The sequence below is a fragment of the Endozoicomonas sp. SESOKO3 genome (assembly GCF_024606255.1).
This window is the reverse complement of record NZ_JAHHPR010000233.1, coordinates 1-17,912: the sequence shown is the minus strand read 5'-3', so window position 1 is coordinate 17,912 and position 17,912 is coordinate 1. Positions and strand designations below refer to the sequence as shown.

The following is a 17,912-nucleotide window of genomic DNA, read 5'->3' as shown; positions in this document are numbered from 1 at the left end:
CGTCAAATAGCTCGCTATTCTCCTCACAAAACCGAATTTTCATCCTCAATTTTCTGCCGTCCTCGCTACGGGCGCTATTCTCGGTCAGCCTCCTAGTAGGTGGTGCGCTAAAAATAGCCGTTTTGCCCTGGCTCAAAGAAGGTTTTGATTTTTCTTGCCTGCGAAGCAGTTTAGTGGAAAATCCTGATACCGTTTTGGTTGAGGCTGGCTGATTCTTGGGTCATGGCGTGGAGTTTACTTAGGCTTAGCACCACTGGCTGAACGAATCAATATGTCTTGTCGGCTTTTGTTCTGCTCAAGTTACAGAGAGACCGAATATGTTTAAGAAAGATGTTGTAATTACTGCTGAGAATGGCCTTCATACTCGTCCGGCTGCTCAGTTTGTCAAAGAAGCCAAGACCTTCGAGTGTGACATTAAGCTGGAAGCTGGTGGCAAGCAGGCCAGTGCCAAGAGTTTGTTCAAACTGCAGACCCTGGGTCTGACTCAAGGCTCAACAGTGACCATCATCGGCGAAGGTGACGGAGCTGAGAAGGCTGTACAACACCTGGCAGAGTTTATCGTTACATTGAAGTAAGCTTTATGCTGGCCCGGCCTCTACGGCCGGGTTGTCTTTCGGAATAAATCAGTTGTCAATCAGGATGATTAAGTCGTTCACTGACGAAATATTTTCTGGTGCAAAAATGCCTGTAATACTAAAACGGTTACGGGTATCCTCTAAGAAGTATCACGTACCGGGTGTGTTTGAACAAATGCATCGGGACGATGTCATCCATAAGACATGAATGAAACGTGTTTTCGGGTATGTTTGATGGATAACAAGCGGGTAACGCGCACTGGTGAGTGTAGGTTGTCAGGTGTTGTTAACTGCTGAAATATGCTGGGTTTCTCCTTCAGATTGCCGTCTGTAGAGAGAAATCCGGCTGTTTGTGCACCCTTGTGTGTGCACAACGACCCATCAGGAAAGATTTACTGGGGGGGCGATGTTTTCAAGTGTGCGACTTTGTGTGTCTTGATGAGCGTATTTGTAACGTCGTTCCAGTCCTGTGTCAACCCCTGATGGCCTAATATGGATAACTTTTGTTGTACTCCCTGAATAAAAGTGTCCTTTGGTGTGACTGTTTGTTGGGCAGGGTTATTAGTTCTGTCGATTGTTGAAAAAAACTGTGAGCCCTTGTAAGACAAGGGGTTTAGGTATTTTCACGAAGCTGAATTTACACCGGAAATCCTATCTACTAATCGAAGTAGCGGGTTATCCCGCTGTGACTAAGGGTATTGGAGACGTCATGATCAAAATCGCAATCAATGGCTATGGTCGTATCGGTCGCAACGTTCTGCGTGCGCTCTATGAAGCAGGTCGTCGTGAAGAATTCCAGATTGTTGCTATCAACGACCTGGGTGATGCGAAAATCAATACTCACCTGACCAGGTACGATACCGTACACGGTCGTTTCGACGCTCAAGTTGAAGAAGGTGAAGGTGCACTGTTTGTCAACGGTGACGAAATCAAGACATTCTCTGAACGTGATCCCTCTAATCTGCCCTGGGCTGCTCTGGGTGTTGACGTTGTTTTTGAATGCACCGGTGTTTTCCGTTCCAGGGAAGCTTGCAAACCTCACCTGAATGCCGGCGCGAAGAAAGTCATCATCTCTGCTCCTGGCAAGGAAGTGGACGCCACCATCGTTTATGGTGTTAACCATGACACCCTGACTGCAGACATGACCGTTATTTCTAACGCTTCATGCACTACCAACTGTCTGGCACCCATTGCCAAACCACTGAACGATGCTTTGGGTATTGAAAAAGGTCTGATGACCACTATTCATGCCTACACCAATGACCAGCGTCTCAGCGACGTATACCACAGCGACCTGTATCGTGCCCGAGCGGCTGCACAGAACATGATCCCGACTGCTACCGGTGCCGCTGCCGCTGTTGGTCTGGTGGTTCCTGAGCTGAAAGGCAAGTTTGATGGAATGGCGGTTCGCGTCCCTACCATCAACGTATCTCTGGTAGATCTGAGTTTTGTCGCCAGTCGTGACACTTCCAAAGAAGAAGTCAACGAAATCATTGCTAATGCAGCCAAGTCTTCCGATGCGATGGGCAAGGTACTGCACGTGAATTACGAGCCTCTGGTTTCCATGGACTTCAACCACAGTCCATTCTCTTCCAGCTTTGATGCCACCCAGACTCGCGTACAAGGTAACCTGGTGAAGGTGATGTCCTGGTACGACAACGAGTGGGGCTTCTCCAACCGTATGCTGGACACAGCTAAAGCTCTGCTGAGTGCCTGAGTTCAGGTGATTGAAAAGCCTCGGTGATGTGAGGCTTTTCAGATTGATGCCGATGCTCTCATAGCAGGGCGTTGGATGTCCGGGACTAAACAGCAGAAAGAAGAAGGTGTATATGAAGCTGGCTGAGGATTAACCACTCAAGCCATCTTCCGGATGTCGGGAAATTGGCATGCCATCTATAATGGGTTCAGATTGGCATGCTGGCATTTCAGGTACTCACTCTCCTTTTTGTTGCTTTATCAAGATTGAACAGATGCAGGAACAAAGGCAGGTGTTTTTATTGATTACCCGTCAAATGTTTCTCACTTGAAAATTGTTATCAAACTGCCGTATGGCATTTATGCCCCGGTCGACTCTCCCTTCAGGCAGTTTTATCGTGCTGGGTCGGTTCGTGGCGAATTCGCGAGAGGATATCATGCTCAGACGCACAAAAATCGTTGCCACACTCGGACCTGCCACAGAGTCCGAAGAACAGCTCACCAAGTTGATTGAAGCCGGTGTCAACGTTGTTCGACTGAATTTCTCTCACGGTGACGCTGATGATCACCGTGTCCGTGCAGAGCGCATTCGCAGTATTGCTGCCCGTCTGGGTCGCAGTGTTGCGATTCTCGGTGACCTGCAGGGGCCCAAAATTCGTATCGGGCGTTTCCAGAATGGCAAGATCTTCCTGCCGGACGATGCGGAATTTGTTCTGGATGCCGAACTGCCCATCGATGCCGGTGATGAAACCCAGGTCGGTCTTGCCTACAAAAATCTGCCAAATGACTGCAAGGTAGGTGATGTACTGCTGTTGGACGATGGCCGTCTGAGCCTGCAGGTTAAGACTATTAAGGGTTCACGCATCGTAACCACCACTCTGGATGGTGGTGAGCTGTCCAACAATAAGGGTATCAACCTGGCCGGTGGTGGTCTGTCTGCCGATGCCCTGACCGTGAAAGATAAGGAAGACATCAAGCTGGCCGCTTCTCTGGGTGTCGATTTCCTGGCAGTGTCTTTTGTGCGCAGTGCGGCTGATGTCGAGCAAGCTCGCAAGCTGCTGGGTGAAGCCGGTGGTACAGCTGCCATTCTGTCGAAGATTGAGCGTGCAGAAGTGGTTCAAAGCTTTGAATTGCTGGAAGAAGTGATCAGGGCCTCTGATGCGGTGATGGTTGCTCGTGGTGACCTGGGTGTGGAAATCGGCGACGCTGAGTTGATTGGTGTTCAGAAGCAGATGATCAACGTTGCCCGTCGCCTGAACCGTCCTGTCATTACAGCCACACAGATGATGGAGTCCATGATTCACAACACTCAGCCAACCCGTGCTGAAGTGTTTGACGTGGCTAACGCCGTTCTGGATGGCACCGACGCTGTCATGTTGTCCGGTGAAACGGCTACAGGCAAGCGTCCACATGAAGTCGTCAAGGCTATGGCCCGTATCTGTCAGGGTGCTGAAAAACATCCTGAAATGATTTCCGGAAGCAGCCTGGACAAGGCCTATGCCGGTGAAACCGATGCAGCCATTGCGCTGGCAGCCATGCACGCGGCAAACCGTCTGGAAGGTGTAAAAGCGATTGTTTGTCTGACCAAAACCGGTGCGACTCCTCTGTGGATGTCCCGTGTTAACACCAGCCTGCCTATTTTTGCCCTGACCCGCTACAAAACTACTGAGCGTCGCGTTGCACTGTACAGGGGTGTTGAGTCAGTCGCTTTTGATAGTGGCAGCCAATACGGCCCCGAAGTCAATCAGCGTGCTATTGCCGAACTGAAAGATCGTGGCCTGCTGGAATCCGGTGACCGTATTATTCTGACCAAGGGTGAGTCCTGTGAAGTTGAAGGCGGCACCAACACCATGCAGATTGTTACTGTGAAATAATTTCAGTCAATACGGGCATGTTGACTGGGCAGCATGCCTGATGCATTCCCTGACGGGATTTAGGAGACGAGCAGATCATGGCAGAACTAAAAAAAATTGGTGTGCTTACCTCAGGTGGTGATGCCCCGGGCATGAACGCCGCCATCCGTTCCGTAGTGCGCAGCTGTATCTTTTACGGGGTTGAGCCGGTAGCTATTCATGAAGGTTATAAAGGTTTGATTAATAACGACCTGGAAGTAATGAACGCGCGCTCAGTGGCCAATATTATCAATCAGGGTGGGACTTTCCTGAAGTCTGCCCGCTGTCAGGAATTCCGTGCTCCGGAGGGGCGGGCTGCTGCTTATAAAAATGCCCGGGCTGCCGGGCTGGATGGACTGGTTGTTATAGGTGGTGACGGTTCCTTCACCGGGGCCATGCTGCTGGAAAAGGAACATGGTCTTTCCTGTATTGGTGTTCCCGGCACCATTGACAACGATATCTTCGGAACCGATTTCACCATTGGTTATGACACTGCCTTGAATACCGTGGTAGAGGCGATTGACAAGATTCGCGATACTGCAACCTCTCATAATCGTCTGTTTCTGATCGAAGTAATGGGTCGGGATGCAGGCTTTATTGCATTAAATGCCGGTATCGCCGCTGGTGCAGAAGAGATTTTGATTCCAGAAGATCAAAAGTCTGTGGATCAATTGATGAGCTCTCTTGAGCAAAGTGGCAGAGCCGGGAAAACATCCAGTATCGTAGTGGTTTCAGAAGGTGATAAATCCGGTGGTGTCTTTGAACTGTCCCGGGCTGTGGAAGAAAACTTCCCGACTTATGAAGTCAAAGTAACTGTGCTAGGTCATATTCAGCGTGGTGGCAAGCCCAGCTGTTATGACCGCGTTCTGGCCAGTCGCCTTGGAGTGGCTTCTGTGGAAGCTCTGCGTGAAGGTGTCAGTGGTGTGATGGTGGGTGTTCGTGACCAAAAAATTGTCCATACCCCCCTGGAAAAAGCCATCAGTAAGCACAATGCGATTGATGGTCATCTGCTAAAAGTAGCGGATATCGTCACCGTATAGATGGTCTCTAACTGCTGTTGTTTGTCGCTTCAGCTGTTAATCTGGAAAGGAATCGGGAGCTTCAGTCGGGTCAACTGGCCAGATTAATCAAGGGCTCCTAAAATAAACGCGTCCGAAGTAGAAGGTGAAAGCGATGGGCCTTTTTGACTCTCTGAAGAAAAGCATTGGGCTAAGCGCCGATCAGGGAACGGTGATCAAGGCACCGCTGACCGGTGACATTGTGCCGATTGAAGAAGTACCTGATCCTGTTTTTGCCGACAAGGTGGTGGGTGATGGCATCGCAATTGATCCTACTGGCAACGTGATGGTAGCGCCCTGTGATGGTGAGATTGGCAAAATCTTTGAAACCAATCACGCCTTCAGCATGGAGACGCCCACCGGGGTTGAGCTGTTTGTTCATTTTGGTATCGATACCGTCGAGCTAAAGGGCGAGGGCTTCAAGCGTATTGCCAGCGAGGGCCAGCAAGTCAAGGCTGGAGATCCGGTCATTGAAGTGGATCTGGACTTTCTGAAGGAGAAAGCCAAGAGTGTGATTACACCCGTTGTGATCTCCAACATGGACGATGTCGCCTCTCTGGAAAAATCTTCGGGCTCTGTTGTCCAGGGCAATGACAACCTGCTGGTTGTCAAAATGAAGTAGTTGTTTCAAACAGGCTGTTATTTTCGGACTTGACATCCTCCCCGCCCTAAGGAGGGTGTCGCAAAGTACGGGGTTTTGCGCTTGTTCGATAATGTCTGTCAGTACCTTGAAGCCGACACACCAGCGGCTTCCAAAATCCCCAACTTCACCTTAAAGCCTTTCAGCGTTTCCTGACGGTCAGAATACCTGACCGACACGTTAGTGACGACCTTTCTTCCTTATTCTATTCTGTCCGCGATTGAACCCTCTGGAAAACTCGTGGTCTCAATTAAAAGACAGGTATGAGTTAGAAATGCAATTCTGCGCCTTTTAAAGCAATGTGTTGTGAGCTCCTGTCATCACTGTATTCCCATAACAAAAAAACTGTGCGATTAGACTAAAGGAGGTGTATATGAAAGGAGTTGTGTCGCTTTTAGTGCTGGTGGTTACCGGCTTCCTGCTGCTGATTTTTTCATTCCAAGAGGTACCTGTGAGCCCGAAAGAAGATCGGGAGGCTGAGAACTTGCAGGTTGTTATTGACGAGTTGGACTCTGTCAGAAGAGAGACTGTGTCCCGATATCTGGACGGAGACTCTCTGTTAGGCGGGAGCAGTTACGAGTCTTATGCCCAGGCCCGCGAGGCTCGCTTGAACCGTATGACCCATCAGGAATTGGTGGCAGAACTCAAGCGTATGGAAGCCGAGCATATCAGGCAGGCTGCGCGCCTTCCTGATATCGTTCTTCCACCGGAGGAAGAATCCGCTCGGGGGGAAGAGGCATGGGGCCTGGATGACACCGTTAGAAAAAGCTCAGTCACCGGGTGTATGGGAGCAAGATCAGCCTACTCATCTTATATGTCATCTTATTATGATGACCTTATCAGGTATCAGTCACAGGGTTGTTTTGATAATTTTTCTCATTCTGTACCTTATTTCTTTATGGACCCAACCCATGAGGAATACACTGTTACCATGCCTGCAGCGATTAGCGATGATGAGCCTGAAAGCTTCACGGTCAGGGTCAGTCCGGGCAAAATGGAAATGCTGAAGCAAAAGCAGAAGCTGGACAAGATGCTGATTGATGATGTGCTCAGAATGACGGGTGAATTGCCCTGATTGATGGTTTAATAAGTAGTTAGTGTCGTTTTTTTAAAGGTGGGTCTGGTTCAAGGTTGCCAGATTTCTCTCAAATCTCCCCGTTATCGCCTGAAGATCATTTCAGTTTCGTGAGATTTTATTTGTAAAGACTGTGTTTTCCTGAGCGATCTGTGACAATCTGGTTATTATTGTCAGAGTTGTCCTGTCTATGTCATCGCTGACGTTCAGCGGCAGGCCATCTATAAAAGACATTTAATGCTATTTTTTTAGCGCTAGCAGCATCAGGAGTCACACATTGCCAATCCCTGTCGAGATCTGCGTCAACAGTCTGAATCCAGACTATGTTTACCGCTCTGTTGCAGCGGCCTGCAAGGGTGGCGCTGCACGTATAGAGTTGTGTGGTGATATGTCCTTAGGAGGCACCACTCCCACAATAGAAGCTCTCGAAGCTGCCCGGGAAGCCTTTCAGGATCGTTGTGGTTTACAGTGCATGATCCGCCCCCGGGGTGGCGATTTTTCATTCGGTACCGAAGAAATTTTGCTTATGGAACGGCAGATCTGTGATGCCGCCAAAGCGCGTGCTGATGGTGTCGTCATAGGTGCTCTTGCACTTCCCGGCAATACCATTAATCGTGATGTACTGGGGCGACTGGTCGACACCGCCAAGACCCGTAATCTGTCCGTGACGTTTCACCGTGCACTGGATGCTACACCCAACGTGTTTGAGAGTCTGGATATACTGATTCAATACGGTGTGGATCGTATTCTGAGCAGTGGTACAACCTGGAGTTCTGCTGACGGCGCTTTTGAAGGCGTGAGGATGCTCGAGCAACTGATGTTGAAAGCCGAAAACAGGTTGGAGCTGGTCGTCGGTGGTGGGGTTGGTCCGGACAACGCCGGGAAGATTCTTCAACAACTACCCGTAGAAAATCATTCGACCAGCATTCATGCGTACAGCAGTGTTCTTGATGAGGGAGAAGTATCGGTTGAGAGAGTGCGTTCCCTCTGTACAGCAGTAGAGTCTTTTCAGTAACCCGGTTTACATGGATTGAATGACTTCTTCCATCTCGGTTCGGATGTTGTCGGATTGAGTGCCAAAGATGGCCTGCATATTCTGACCCACCACGACAACAGCCGTGGCTCCCAGTTGTTTAATGGCTTCCTGGTCAACGTCGTCAGGGTTGTTAACCGTGACTCTCAAACGAGTGATACAGGCATCCAGATTCTTAATGTTTCCCTTGCCGCCAAAAGCCAGAATAAGGTCTCTCGCCAGGGCGCTGGATGGAACCACTTTGGCTGAAAGTTCAGCTTCAACTTCACGTCCGGGTGTTTTGAGGTCCAGCAGGGTAATCATGACCCTGAAGATCACATAATAGAGAACTGCATAGACCAGACCCAGGGCAATAATCCAGAGGGGCTTGGTGGCAATGCCGAAGTAAAGGAGATAATCGATCAGGCCGTTGGAAAATGACATGGCCATCTTAATATCAAGATAGTTGGTGATGGCATAAGCCAGTCCGGCCAGCAGGGCATGAATGCCATAAAGTACCGGGGCGACAAAAAGGAATGAAAACTCTATGGGCTCTGTAATGCCTGTGAGCAATGAAGTGAGAGCCGCTGACAGCATTAGGCCACCGACTTTTTGTTTGTTCTCTGGCCTGGCGCAATGCCAGATGGCAATGGCCGCAGCAGGCAAGCCAAACATTTTGAAAAGGTAGCCACCAGCCAGGAATCCGGCAGTGGGATCACCGGCAAAAAAACGTGCAATGTCGCCTCTAAAGACATTACCTGATGGATCAATGAATTCACCCATCTCCATCTGGAAGGGCACATTCCAGATATGATGCAGGCCAAACGGAATCAGGGCACGTTCAACCACACCATAAACAAAGCCTGCCATGACCGGGTTTTCAGTCACCGACCATTGTGAAAAGGCGTCAATAGCACCCTGAATAGGGGGCCAGATAAAGCTCAGCAGGATGCCGAGAAAGACAGCCCCGATGGCGGTGACAATGGGAACAAAGCGCTTTCCTGCAAAGAAGCCCAGATAATCCGGAAGTTTGATCTTGTAATAGCGATTGAACATCCAAGAGGCCATGATACCGACAATAATTCCACCGAAAACACCGGTATCAATCGTATCTATGCCCATAATAGAACTGGGTTCTACTCCGAGCTCTGCGGCCATGACACCCATGGTTCCCAGCATGACCACGAAGCCTACAGTTGCCGCCACTGAGGAAACACCGTCATTATCAGTAAGGCCAATGGCAGTACCAATAGCAAAGATAATGGGCAGGTTTCCGAAGACCATGCCACCCGCCTGGGCCATGATGCTGGAGACGAGATCTGGAATAAAATCGAAGCCGGCACTGCCTACGCCCAGCAGTATTCCCGCAACAGGCAGAACGGCTACAGGCAGCATCAACGCCCGACCTATCTGCTGAAGTGTGCCGAATGCAGATTTGACCATTGGAGAGACTCCGGGGGAGAAGATTCTAATCTGAGAGCAAGCTGAAGATGGGTAAACTTATGGAAGAATAGACCAAACGGCCGTGAGCGTAGAAATAACATTTACTTCCATGGGCGTGTTGACGGCCAGAGTATCTCCAGCTCCCTCCGGGAAGCAAAAGCTACGCATGATCCGCCATTCATTACGGCGATTCATTCATCCTGATGCGGGTGAGATCTTTTTGCCCGGCCATCCTTTGTGACGAGTTGCTTTACTGCCTGATCAGACGCCTGTCATCCTGCCCGGCCCGGTCACTACTGCGCCAGGGGTTAATATCCAGTCCTCCCCGGCGTACATAGCGAGCATAGACGGTCAGAGATTCCATTTCGAAACGGGCCCGGATCTCTGTGAAAACTCTTTCCACACACTGCTCATGAAATTCCTGATGCCCCCGGAATGAACAGATAAACCTCAAAAACGACTCATGACTAATGGCTTCACCTTTATATTGGACGACCACGGTACCCCAATCTGGTTGCCCGGTAACTGGACAGTTGGACTTCAGCAAATGAGAGTGGATGGTTTCTTCCCGGGTGCCTTCAGCCTTTTGCAAGAGGTCAGGCTTATAGTCATAGCAATCAATGGCCACATCCAGCTGATCTACGCCAATACCGGGAGCCGGTTTGAATCCGAAAACTTCCATTTCGGCAATCGTCATCAGCTTTACGCTAACCGGTGCACCTGCCGCTTGACTGAGATCCTTTTCCATTAGCGCCTGAACCTGAGACACAGAGTCAAACTGAGTCTGGTTGAATGAATTCAGGTAAAGCTTGAAGGACTTTGATTCAATGAGACAGGGCGAATGGCACGGCAACTCAAAACGACCCACCATTGCCAACGGCTTACCCTTTTTATTGAGCCATGACAGTTCATAGCCATGCCAGACATCACTGCCAACGAAAGGGAGATTTTCCGGGTCCAGCCCCAACTCCAGCTGCTTATCCTTACGGGGAATGGGAAACAAAAGTTCCGGATTATACTCCGCTTGGTACTCACTGTTTTTCCCCAGTGGGGAGGCATTCACTAATTCACTCATAATTTCACACTCTGACTCAACTCTTTCTGCCCCATAACCCGGCCAGTTCTGCACTCTCCACATTCAGTTTCGCAGGCCTTTGCCCACTCGCAGGAGATGAAGGGCCCATGTGGCCATGATAACGATAGCCAGAACCATCACAACAAAAGCCCAGCCAATACTGATACCACTGTCCTGCCCGAGGATTCCATAACGGAAGGCGTTCACCTGATAAAGGATAGGGTTCAACAGTGAGATGGAGCGGAATGGCTCGGGAAGAACGTCTACTGAGTAGAAAACCCCTCCCAGGTAAGTAAGTGGAGTTAATACAAATGTCGGGATGATGGCGACATCGTCAAATTTTCTGGCAAACACTGCATTGATGAAACCACCCAATGCAAAAAGAGTTGCAGTCAGAAAAACGGCCAGCAGGGTAATAAGAATATGATGAACCTGAAGCTCCACAAAGAAGGCTCCCAGCAGCATAACCAGAACACCAACGTAGAGCCCCCTGACAACACCGCCCATAGTGTACCCGGCCAGAATCACCCAGTTCGGTACCGGTGACACCAGCAACTCTTCAACACTCTTCTGAAACTTGTTGCTGAAAAAGCTGGAAGCCACATTACTGAAGCTGTTGGTAATCACCGCCATCATAACCAGACCCGGTACGACAAAGGTCATATAATCAAAGCCACCCATTTCGCCCACTCTGGAGCCAATCACGGCACCAAAAATAACGAAATACAGAGACATGGTGATCGCTGGCGGCAATAGGGTCTGTGGCCAAATGCGCATGAAACGACGAATTTCTTTACTGAAGATCGTATTAAACGCGACCAGGTTATACTTCCACTCACTCACCGTGCGCTTCCCCCTTCTCAGCTGCACTGCCTTTAGTTTGTCCCGAAGAGTCAGCTCCCGAAGCGTCTGTCGCCGAGGCATCAGAAGTTAAATTGACAAACAGCTCTTCAAGCCGGTTGGACTTGTTTCTCATACTGGCTACTTCAATACGACATTCACTCAGCTGCCTGAACAGGTCATTCACTCCCTGATGCTTGCCAACCTCAACTTCAATGCTACGGTTATCCAACATCTTGACGGTATAACCTGCAAAGGTAGGCAGATATTCAATCGGCTTTTTCAGATCCAGCACAAAGCTCTCTTGTTGAAGCTTGCCCAACAAAGCCTTGGTACTGGTGTTCTCGACAATCTTGCCACTATCGATAATGCCAATATTGCGGCAGAGCTGCTCAGCCTCTTCGAGATAATGAGTGGTCAGGATAATCGTGGTGCCCTGCCCATTGATGTCCCTGAGGAAGTCCCAGAGAGAGCGACGAAGCTCAATATCAACACCGGCGGTCGGTTCATCAAGAATCAGTAGTCTGGGCTGGTGAATCAGGGCTCTGACAATCATCAAACGGCGCTTCATACCGCCGGACAACATTCTTGAGACATTGTGTCGTTTATCCCACAGGCCCAACTGCTTGAGATACTTCTCAGAGCGCTGGCGGGCTTCTTTTGCTGGTATGCCATAGTAACCGGCTTGCGTCACAATGATATCTTCAACTTTTTCAAACTGGTTGAAGTTGAATTCCTGGGGAACGACTCCCAGCATCCGCTTGGCCCTGACAAGATCAGTATCAATGTCGTGCCCGAATATTGAAACCTTGCCAGAAGTCTTTCGAACCAGTGATGAAATAATACCGATAGAGGTTGATTTGCCGGCACCATTGGGTCCCAGCAGGGCGTAAAAATCGCCTTCTTCAACCGAGAGATCAATCCCTTTCAGGGCTTGAAATCCATTGTCGTATTGTTTTCTTAGATTCTGTATTTTCAGTGCCTGAGGCATGTTTTTATAGTCCGTGTTATGCAGAGCTTCTTCTCCATCAAAGCCTTTGCATAGTGTCACTCTTGCTTTTACCCTGCTTTCTCTCATCCATCCAGTGAAATCAAACAGAGGCGATTACTCATGGCAGTTACTTTGAACGTTTTTCCGTCATCAGGAAATAGAAAAATATCCTGCTGCTTATGGCTGTCACTACTTATTGATGTATTGATCTGTAGAGCTTCACTCTCTGCAACGCTGTGGCATAGTCCTTGGAAGAGGCTAAAAAGAGCACTGAGAGAGACGCCCAACCCTTCCCCAAAATGAAAAAAGGATGATTTTATTATAAAACGATAAATTAAACGGCATTTTTAAATTATTTTTTCATACTAAGCCCCAATCAACTGAGTCAGTGCTGGTTTAAGTTGTGGATAAGTGAATGAAAATCCTTCAGCCATGAGACGCTGTGGGTAGATATTCTGGCCTTTCAATACCATTTCAGAAGACTCCCCCAACATTCCCCTGAGAACCATGGCTGGCATTTTCAGGAAGGCCGGACGATTAAGAGTGCCGGCCAGAGTCACGGCAAAGTCTTTATTACTGACAGCTTCAGGAGCGGTGGCATTAAAGGCGCCCTCAGCTGAGTCATTCTCCAGCAAAAATTCCAGCGCATTCACCATATCTTCCATGTGAATCCACGACATCATCTGCTTGCCAGAACCCAGCGGACCACCAATACCCAGACGGAAAGGAAGCATCATTTCCCGGAGCGCACCGCCTTCAGGGTGCAATACTACTCCGGTTCTGACCAGACAAACCCGCAGCCCCAAATCCTTTGCACGCACAGCAGCCTGCTCCCAGCGTATACACAGTCCTGCAGCAAAGTCATCCCCAGCCCCGGAAGACTCATCCAGACGGGCAGCATCGTCCCTACCACCATAAAACCCAATAGCAGAGCCACTGATCAGACAGTCTGGCCGGTTTTCCATTCTCTCAGTCAGGTCAACCAATTCTGAAGTCAATGCGATCCGGCTATTGAGCAACTGTCTTTTTCTTGAGGGAGTCCAACGCTTATCCATCACTCCTTCACCGGCCAGATTGACAATGGCATCGAAGGCTTCAGAGGGCTTCACAGCCGACAAGGACTTTACAGGCTTCACTTCAGTGGACAGAAGGCGGTGTACATCCCTGGCATCCTGTCTGCTCAAAATGGTCAGCCGATGCCCTTTTGATAAAAGTCTGGCCACCAGTCGGCGGCCAATAAACCCTGTTCCCCCGGTAATCAGTATCTGCATGACATAAGTCCCGAATAAGCCTTGAAATGAAATGGAGCGTCCTCAGTCTCACGGGATAAAATCCCATGATTCCATATTAAACAGCCATGAGCTTCAGAAACAATTTTTTACTGATGATTTTTATTGCAGAATGAATGAACTTTGAGGCAGATTTTTTACCCATAAAAAAATACCCTGGGTCCCCTCAAACCCGGGTATTTGATCAGCTGGCTTGTCACTGGCTCCCGCTTCTTTTTTTTATGTCCCTTATTCTCTGGCGCTTTTTATTATTTTTCTTGATTGGCCCGAGTGACTTCATAATACGTATTACCTACTACAAAAACCTTGATCTATATCAATAAAGCTTCGGTTTACACCTATGCGAATATCCAGTCACGAATATAAGGCATTTGTCTTTTTTTATTTCACTTTCACTCAAGCAGTCCAAAACCCGGTTTTTTGACTTATGTCAGCCATAATGTCACCACTCCATGAAACCGACTGCATCTAAAAAGACACAGTGTAAACTGAGCGTCCTGACTATTTTTACCGTAAAACATTTTTTGAGTGTTTCGGGCAATTGATCAAGAGTCCGCAAAGCACTCCGGCTAACTGTATACCAGACAGGAGTATGACCATGGATCCAGAGTCTGCCGTAATGGAGATTATCATTAACTCTGGCCTCGCTCGCAGCTGTGCTTACGATGCTTTGTCCAAGGCAAAGGCTGGGGATTACGAAGGAGCCGAAGAGATGATAGCTCACGCCCGGGAGGCCGCAAAAGGGGCTCACAGAATCCAGACTCAACTGATCGAGGAAGATCAGGGCGAAGGGAAAAGGCCAATGACCCTGGTGATGGTACATGCCCAGGATCATTTGATGACATCCATGCTGGCTCAGGAAATGGTTCAGGAGCTGATAACACTTCACAAAAAAATCGATCAGAAGCAAAAATGGCCACAATAAAAGACGTCGCTGAGCGAGCAAAAGTATCCCGTGCTATCGTATCCAGGGTACTGAAAAATACCGGACAGGTAACGGAGACAACCCGCCTGTGAGTGGAGTTTGCTATTCAAGAGATGGCTGCAGGTTGTGTGGAAGCCTTTGCTTTTCTCTGTGAATACAGTTTAACGAAACTCGCGAAATTCTCCATCCATAGCCTCTCATTGGGAGCGTAGCGACCTTTGAAGGTTTGGATGGAGATGGATAGCGAATAGCCCGTATAGGGCTGTCATTTCTCCGGCCTCTCCTGTTTCTGTATGTATTCCTTCAGAACTTCCAAAGGCGCACCGTCAGCCGTTATCAAGCAGTACGCCCTTGTCCATAGAACAGGCTTCCAATAATGCATTTTCAAGTGCTTTGAAAACTCTTTTCGGATAAGCCTGCTGGTGACAGTTTTCAGGTTGTTCACGAACTTGCTGGGCATGATGTTCGGATGCAGATCAAGCATTAGGTGAACATGGTCAGCCTCTCCACCAAACTCTTCAAGATCAACCTCCCACTTTTGGCAAAGGTCACGACAGATTTCTTCCAACCTGACCAGCATGGGAGCTGTGAAGCATCTACGGCGGTATTTTGTTACTAACACTAAATGATATTTTAGCTTATAGACACAATGATAGTGGGATTTCATTCTATTACACTAAGTTATTTTGTGTTATTATAGTCGTATGAGAGCATACAAGTACAGAACCTACCCCAACCCTGAACAGCGAGTGCTGATTGAAAAGCACTTCGGTTGCTCTCGTCATGTCTATAACTGGGCATTGTCAGAAAAAGACAAACATTACAAAGAAACCGGAAAGAGCCTGTCAAAGCGTCAGCTTCAGGATCGTCTGGTTGCCAGCAAGAAAGACGACAAAGAATGGTTGACGGACGTCAACAGTCAAAGTCTGCTGGCCTCTCTCGCCAACCTGGATACTGCGTTCACCAACTTTTTTCAGGGTCGAGCCCAGTTTCCAAAATTCAAATCAAAATATTCCGGCTGGCAGTCTTTCCAATGCCCCCAGCATGTAACGGTTGATTTTGAAGCATCGGCTATCAACCTGCCAAAGCTGAAGGGAATAAAAGCAAAACTTCATCGCCCGTTTTCCGGCAAGGTCAAAACCGTTACTGTCAAGCGTTCACCGTCAGGCAAATACTTTGCCAGTGTGTTGGTTGATGATGGTGTTGTTGATCCAGCTCCTGCAACGATTGAAAGAGAAAACACTGTTGGTCTTGATGTTGGGCTGACTGAATTTCTTATTGATAGTAAAGGTAACAAGACTGAAAACCCTCGTATTCTGAAGGCTTCACTGGTTCGGCTGGCAATGGAGCAAAAGATACTCGCCAGAAAGAAAAAAGGTTCAGCCAACAGATCAAAGCAAAAACGCAAAGTCTCCATAATCCATGAAAAAATAGCCAACCGTCGCTACGATTTCACGCACCAGGCAACAGCAAATTTGGCTGACAAAAGCCACGCAACCACCTTTGCTGTAGAAGACCTCAATATCAAAGGCATGATAAAAAACCGTAAACTTGCCAGAGCAATACAGGACGCAGGCTGGGGAATGTTTCTGACGACACTGGAATACAAGTGTCGTTGGAATGGCAAGAACCTGATTCGGATAGGGAGGTTCCATCCGAGTTCCAAACTGTGTAATTGCTGCGGCTATAAAATGGAAGCCATGCCCCTGTCTGTGCGGGAGTGGCAGTGCCCAAATTGTCAATCTGTCAATGACAGGGACATAAACGCCGCCTGTAATATCCGTGATATTGGTTTAGCTGATTCGCTGGGATGCAGCGTTTGTATAAAGAGTTCCCCTGTAGCAATATCTGTCAGCGCAGGTGCTACAGCGAAAGGTGTTGAGAGTTCTCAGCGTGGGTCGCAAGAAGCCCCCACTAAAGCTGCTTCAGCGGCTTAGTGGTGGGAGTACATCACCCCGTAAATTAATCATCAAAATAAATAGAAGGATGAGGAGGGCAGAGCACGCCAACGAATGCACCAGCGGCAAAACCAGCAAAATGACTAGCAGCAAGGTAGCCATAAAATGCATAAGCTATAGGGCAGCTGGCAAGGCTAATAGAAAAACCTATAAACCCGTAAGGTAGTACTTCAATTACGCTATTTCCCGCTCCAAAAACAGCTCCGGATAGAGTAGCTGTGCGTACACCAGCAGCCAAAGCGGTCATAACATCACCAGTCTCAGCCAAACCACTGTAAATATTAATAATGCCAGAGGTACCAATAAGAGTTGCCCCAATAAGAGCAGAGCCAGCAGCACCAATAAAAGCATTAGTAGCAATTTGAGATATTCTGGTTACCCGTTCACGCAATGATCGAGGAGGAGGCATATTCTCAAAAACATATGACGGCACCGGAGCCCTACAGCTAGGACAAGTCTTGGAATGGCCATACCATATAGCAAGACATTTTCTTCCAAAAACATGAGATTCATGGCACGGGAGAACCACTTTTTTATTCTTACATCGAAGATCTTCATTATCTTTTTCATTAAAAGACCCGAGACAGATTTGACATGCATCCGAAACACTCATTGTCATAAAATAAGTTCCATTTCTGTTCATTAGTAAATAATGAGATAAAAAACTGGCAGAAAAGTTCCCCAAATTTTATGACTTACCCTGTGAAAAGCCATAACGATGCCAGGCGGAAGAACCGTTGCCTCGTCTCAGCTTTGCTCGCTACTTTTGCGACAGCTTCCTCCGTGGGAATGACGCCCTCCTACTTAGCGACCATTCTGGCAATATCATCATGCTCCATGCCACTCCGGGCGAAGAAGTGCTTGAGACGATTGCACCCGGAGCCGGTCCCGGTACGTGCCCCAAAGTTCGGGCAATACGGGAAAGGTTGACTGAACCCATCTGCATGAGGCCAAAAATAACCAGCGCAATAAGGTCAATACAGGATTGATGCCCAAGAGAGGTTTCAAGATGATTTGCCAGTAAATGGGGGCTTGTCCCCTGCAGAGGTCGTCAAGTTGCAAGATCAGTCATTTGGTCCATATATATTCTTCAGCATATGGAGGTTATTGGCTGATATGAAAAAATATATAGCTCTGACTGCTCTTTTTTGTCTTTCCTGTAAGAGTGTTGCCACAGGCTATGTTATCCGCAGTCCTTATGACTACAATTCTGTGGCTAATTTTGTGCTTCAATCAAATGGCTGGGGTATTCTTTGGGTGTCCATCCGGCAGCAGGCTTTTCCATACTGGGTGCAAGGCTTCCCCGCGCCAACAAACTTTTTCCCTAGTCATATGGGTATTATGATTCGAGGCTGCATGTATTATGTTGAGGTACTGGATTACTTCTCTCCCTAGCAGCCTGTCGGACTTAAGGCTGTCCTACTGCGGTTGCAATAAATTGGTC

The 17,912-nt window shown here is 48.4% G+C and carries 21 protein-coding genes; 13 read left to right on the top strand and 8 right to left on the bottom strand.

Annotated features, from left to right (window positions below):
• From KDK18_RS04220 to KDK18_RS04185, 8 genes are all read left to right on the top strand, one after another.
• Positions 1-212: hypothetical protein (locus KDK18_RS04220; RefSeq protein ID WP_257253433.1), on the top strand; the 212-nt coding region annotated here is incomplete at its 5' end.
• A gap of 105 nt (positions 213-317) precedes the next feature.
• On the top strand, positions 318-575 hold the full coding sequence (locus tag KDK18_RS04215) for an HPr family phosphocarrier protein (protein WP_257253431.1): 258 nt from the start codon (positions 318-320) through the stop codon (positions 573-575).
• A 709-nt stretch (positions 576-1,284) separates the two neighbouring features.
• On the top strand, positions 1,285-2,292 hold the full coding sequence (gene gap / locus KDK18_RS04210) for a type I glyceraldehyde-3-phosphate dehydrogenase (protein WP_257253430.1): 1,008 nt from the start codon (positions 1,285-1,287) through the stop codon (positions 2,290-2,292).
• 415 nt (positions 2,293-2,707) lie between these two features.
• Positions 2,708-4,144, top strand: a complete 1,437-nt coding sequence (pyk, locus tag KDK18_RS04205; protein WP_257253429.1) for a pyruvate kinase — start codon at positions 2,708-2,710, stop codon at positions 4,142-4,144.
• Positions 4,145-4,221: 77 nt separating this feature from the next.
• Positions 4,222-5,202, top strand: a complete 981-nt coding sequence (pfkA, locus tag KDK18_RS04200) for a 6-phosphofructokinase (RefSeq protein WP_257253428.1) — start codon at positions 4,222-4,224, stop codon at positions 5,200-5,202.
• 133 nt (positions 5,203-5,335) lie between these two features.
• The gene (gene crr, locus KDK18_RS04195) at positions 5,336-5,842 is read left to right on the top strand and encodes a PTS glucose transporter subunit IIA (protein ID WP_257253427.1); all 507 of its coding nucleotides are present in this window, start codon (positions 5,336-5,338) and stop codon (positions 5,840-5,842) included.
• Positions 5,843-6,233: 391 nt separating this feature from the next.
• A complete protein-coding gene (locus KDK18_RS04190) occupies positions 6,234-6,935 on the top strand; it encodes a hypothetical protein (protein ID WP_257253426.1) in 702 nt (233 codons plus the stop codon).
• 277 nt (positions 6,936-7,212) lie between these two features.
• Positions 7,213-7,950 (top strand): copper homeostasis protein CutC, encoded by a 738-nt coding sequence (locus tag KDK18_RS04185; protein WP_257253424.1) that lies wholly within the window; start codon positions 7,213-7,215, stop codon positions 7,948-7,950.
• Positions 7,951-7,956: 6 nt separating this feature from the next.
• Here KDK18_RS04185 and ptsG read toward each other — a convergent pair whose 3' ends face one another.
• The 6 genes from ptsG to KDK18_RS04155 form a co-directional block, all read right to left on the bottom strand.
• Positions 7,957-9,390, bottom strand: coding sequence for a PTS glucose transporter subunit IIBC (ptsG, locus tag KDK18_RS04180; RefSeq protein ID WP_257253423.1), 1,434 nt, complete (start codon positions 9,388-9,390; stop codon positions 7,957-7,959).
• 57 nt (positions 9,391-9,447) lie between these two features.
• On the bottom strand, positions 9,448-9,585 hold the full coding sequence (locus KDK18_RS04175; RefSeq protein WP_257253421.1) for a hypothetical protein: 138 nt from the start codon (positions 9,583-9,585) through the stop codon (positions 9,448-9,450).
• Positions 9,586-9,640: 55 nt separating this feature from the next.
• Positions 9,641-10,528: an NADPH-dependent 7-cyano-7-deazaguanine reductase QueF gene (gene queF / locus KDK18_RS04170; protein ID WP_306670855.1), complete on the bottom strand. Its 888-nt coding sequence runs from the start codon at positions 10,526-10,528 to the stop codon at positions 9,641-9,643.
• Positions 10,529-11,308, bottom strand: a complete 780-nt coding sequence (locus tag KDK18_RS04165; protein ID WP_257253419.1) for an ABC transporter permease — start codon at positions 11,306-11,308, stop codon at positions 10,529-10,531. It lies immediately after the preceding gene.
• Complete coding sequence (locus KDK18_RS04160) at positions 11,301-12,296, bottom strand: ABC transporter ATP-binding protein (RefSeq protein WP_257253434.1); 996 nt, start codon at positions 12,294-12,296, stop codon at positions 11,301-11,303. The genes KDK18_RS04165 and KDK18_RS04160 overlap by 8 nt, the downstream gene beginning before the upstream one ends.
• 365 nt (positions 12,297-12,661) lie before the next feature.
• Positions 12,662-13,567, bottom strand: coding sequence for a TIGR01777 family oxidoreductase (locus KDK18_RS04155; protein WP_257253418.1), 906 nt, complete (start codon positions 13,565-13,567; stop codon positions 12,662-12,664).
• Between the two features lie 616 nt (positions 13,568-14,183).
• On the opposite strand from KDK18_RS04155, the gene KDK18_RS04150 reads away from it, so the two are divergent.
• A complete protein-coding gene (locus tag KDK18_RS04150) occupies positions 14,184-14,510 on the top strand; it encodes a PTS lactose/cellobiose transporter subunit IIA (protein ID WP_257253416.1) in 327 nt (108 codons plus the stop codon).
• Positions 14,498-14,602, top strand: a complete 105-nt coding sequence (locus KDK18_RS04145; RefSeq protein ID WP_257253415.1) for a LacI family DNA-binding transcriptional regulator — start codon at positions 14,498-14,500, stop codon at positions 14,600-14,602. Before KDK18_RS04150 ends, KDK18_RS04145 begins: the two co-directional genes overlap by 13 nt.
• Before the next feature lie 173 nt (positions 14,603-14,775).
• On the opposite strand, the gene tnpA is transcribed toward KDK18_RS04145, so the two are convergent.
• Positions 14,776-15,177, bottom strand: a complete 402-nt coding sequence (gene tnpA, locus KDK18_RS04140; RefSeq protein ID WP_257253413.1) for an IS200/IS605 family transposase — start codon at positions 15,175-15,177, stop codon at positions 14,776-14,778.
• 37 nt (positions 15,178-15,214) lie between these two features.
• Between tnpA and KDK18_RS04135 the strand changes: the two genes are divergently transcribed.
• Positions 15,215-16,447: a transposase gene (locus KDK18_RS04135; protein ID WP_257253411.1), complete on the top strand. Its 1,233-nt coding sequence runs from the start codon at positions 15,215-15,217 to the stop codon at positions 16,445-16,447.
• A gap of 25 nt (positions 16,448-16,472) precedes the next feature.
• On the opposite strand, the gene KDK18_RS04130 is transcribed toward KDK18_RS04135, so the two are convergent.
• Positions 16,473-17,111: an RING finger domain-containing protein gene (locus KDK18_RS04130; RefSeq protein ID WP_257253410.1), complete on the bottom strand. Its 639-nt coding sequence runs from the start codon at positions 17,109-17,111 to the stop codon at positions 16,473-16,475.
• Positions 17,112-17,205: 94 nt separating this feature from the next.
• Here KDK18_RS04130 and KDK18_RS04125 point away from each other — a divergent pair, with 94 nt between their 5' ends.
• Together KDK18_RS04125 and KDK18_RS04120 are read left to right on the top strand one after the other, a co-directional pair.
• On the top strand, positions 17,206-17,457 hold the full coding sequence (locus KDK18_RS04125) for a hypothetical protein (protein WP_257253408.1): 252 nt from the start codon (positions 17,206-17,208) through the stop codon (positions 17,455-17,457).
• Positions 17,458-17,584: 127 nt separating this feature from the next.
• On the top strand, positions 17,585-17,863 hold the full coding sequence (locus KDK18_RS04120; RefSeq protein WP_257253407.1) for a hypothetical protein: 279 nt from the start codon (positions 17,585-17,587) through the stop codon (positions 17,861-17,863).
• The last annotated feature ends 49 nt before the right edge of the window (positions 17,864-17,912 follow it).

Coding starts and splice junctions, on each gene's coding strand:
- KDK18_RS04215 (WP_257253431.1), top strand. CDS start 318: ATGTTTAAGAAAGATGTTGTAATTACTGCTGAGAATGGCCTTCATACT.
- KDK18_RS04130 (WP_257253410.1), bottom strand. CDS start 17,111: ATGAACAGAAATGGAACTTATTTTATGACAATGAGTGTTTCGGATGCA.
- pyk (WP_257253429.1), top strand. CDS start 2,708: ATGCTCAGACGCACAAAAATCGTTGCCACACTCGGACCTGCCACAGAG.
- KDK18_RS04155 (WP_257253418.1), bottom strand. CDS start 13,567: ATGCAGATACTGATTACCGGGGGAACAGGGTTTATTGGCCGCCGACTG.
- tnpA (WP_257253413.1), bottom strand. CDS start 15,177: ATGAAATCCCACTATCATTGTGTCTATAAGCTAAAATATCATTTAGTG.
- ptsG (WP_257253423.1), bottom strand. CDS start 9,390: ATGGTCAAATCTGCATTCGGCACACTTCAGCAGATAGGTCGGGCGTTG.
- KDK18_RS04160 (WP_257253434.1), bottom strand. CDS start 12,296: ATGCCTCAGGCACTGAAAATACAGAATCTAAGAAAACAATACGACAAT.
- crr (WP_257253427.1), top strand. CDS start 5,336: ATGGGCCTTTTTGACTCTCTGAAGAAAAGCATTGGGCTAAGCGCCGAT.
- KDK18_RS04145 (WP_257253415.1), top strand. CDS start 14,498: ATGGCCACAATAAAAGACGTCGCTGAGCGAGCAAAAGTATCCCGTGCT.
- KDK18_RS04135 (WP_257253411.1), top strand. CDS start 15,215: ATGAGAGCATACAAGTACAGAACCTACCCCAACCCTGAACAGCGAGTG.
- KDK18_RS04120 (WP_257253407.1), top strand. CDS start 17,585: ATGAAAAAATATATAGCTCTGACTGCTCTTTTTTGTCTTTCCTGTAAG.
- queF (WP_306670855.1), bottom strand. CDS start 10,528: ATGTGGAGAGTGCAGAACTGGCCGGGTTATGGGGCAGAAAGAGTTGAG.
- pfkA (WP_257253428.1), top strand. CDS start 4,222: ATGGCAGAACTAAAAAAAATTGGTGTGCTTACCTCAGGTGGTGATGCC.
- KDK18_RS04175 (WP_257253421.1), bottom strand. CDS start 9,585: ATGAATCGCCGTAATGAATGGCGGATCATGCGTAGCTTTTGCTTCCCG.
- KDK18_RS04190 (WP_257253426.1), top strand. CDS start 6,234: ATGAAAGGAGTTGTGTCGCTTTTAGTGCTGGTGGTTACCGGCTTCCTG.
- KDK18_RS04150 (WP_257253416.1), top strand. CDS start 14,184: ATGGATCCAGAGTCTGCCGTAATGGAGATTATCATTAACTCTGGCCTC.
- gap (WP_257253430.1), top strand. CDS start 1,285: ATGATCAAAATCGCAATCAATGGCTATGGTCGTATCGGTCGCAACGTT.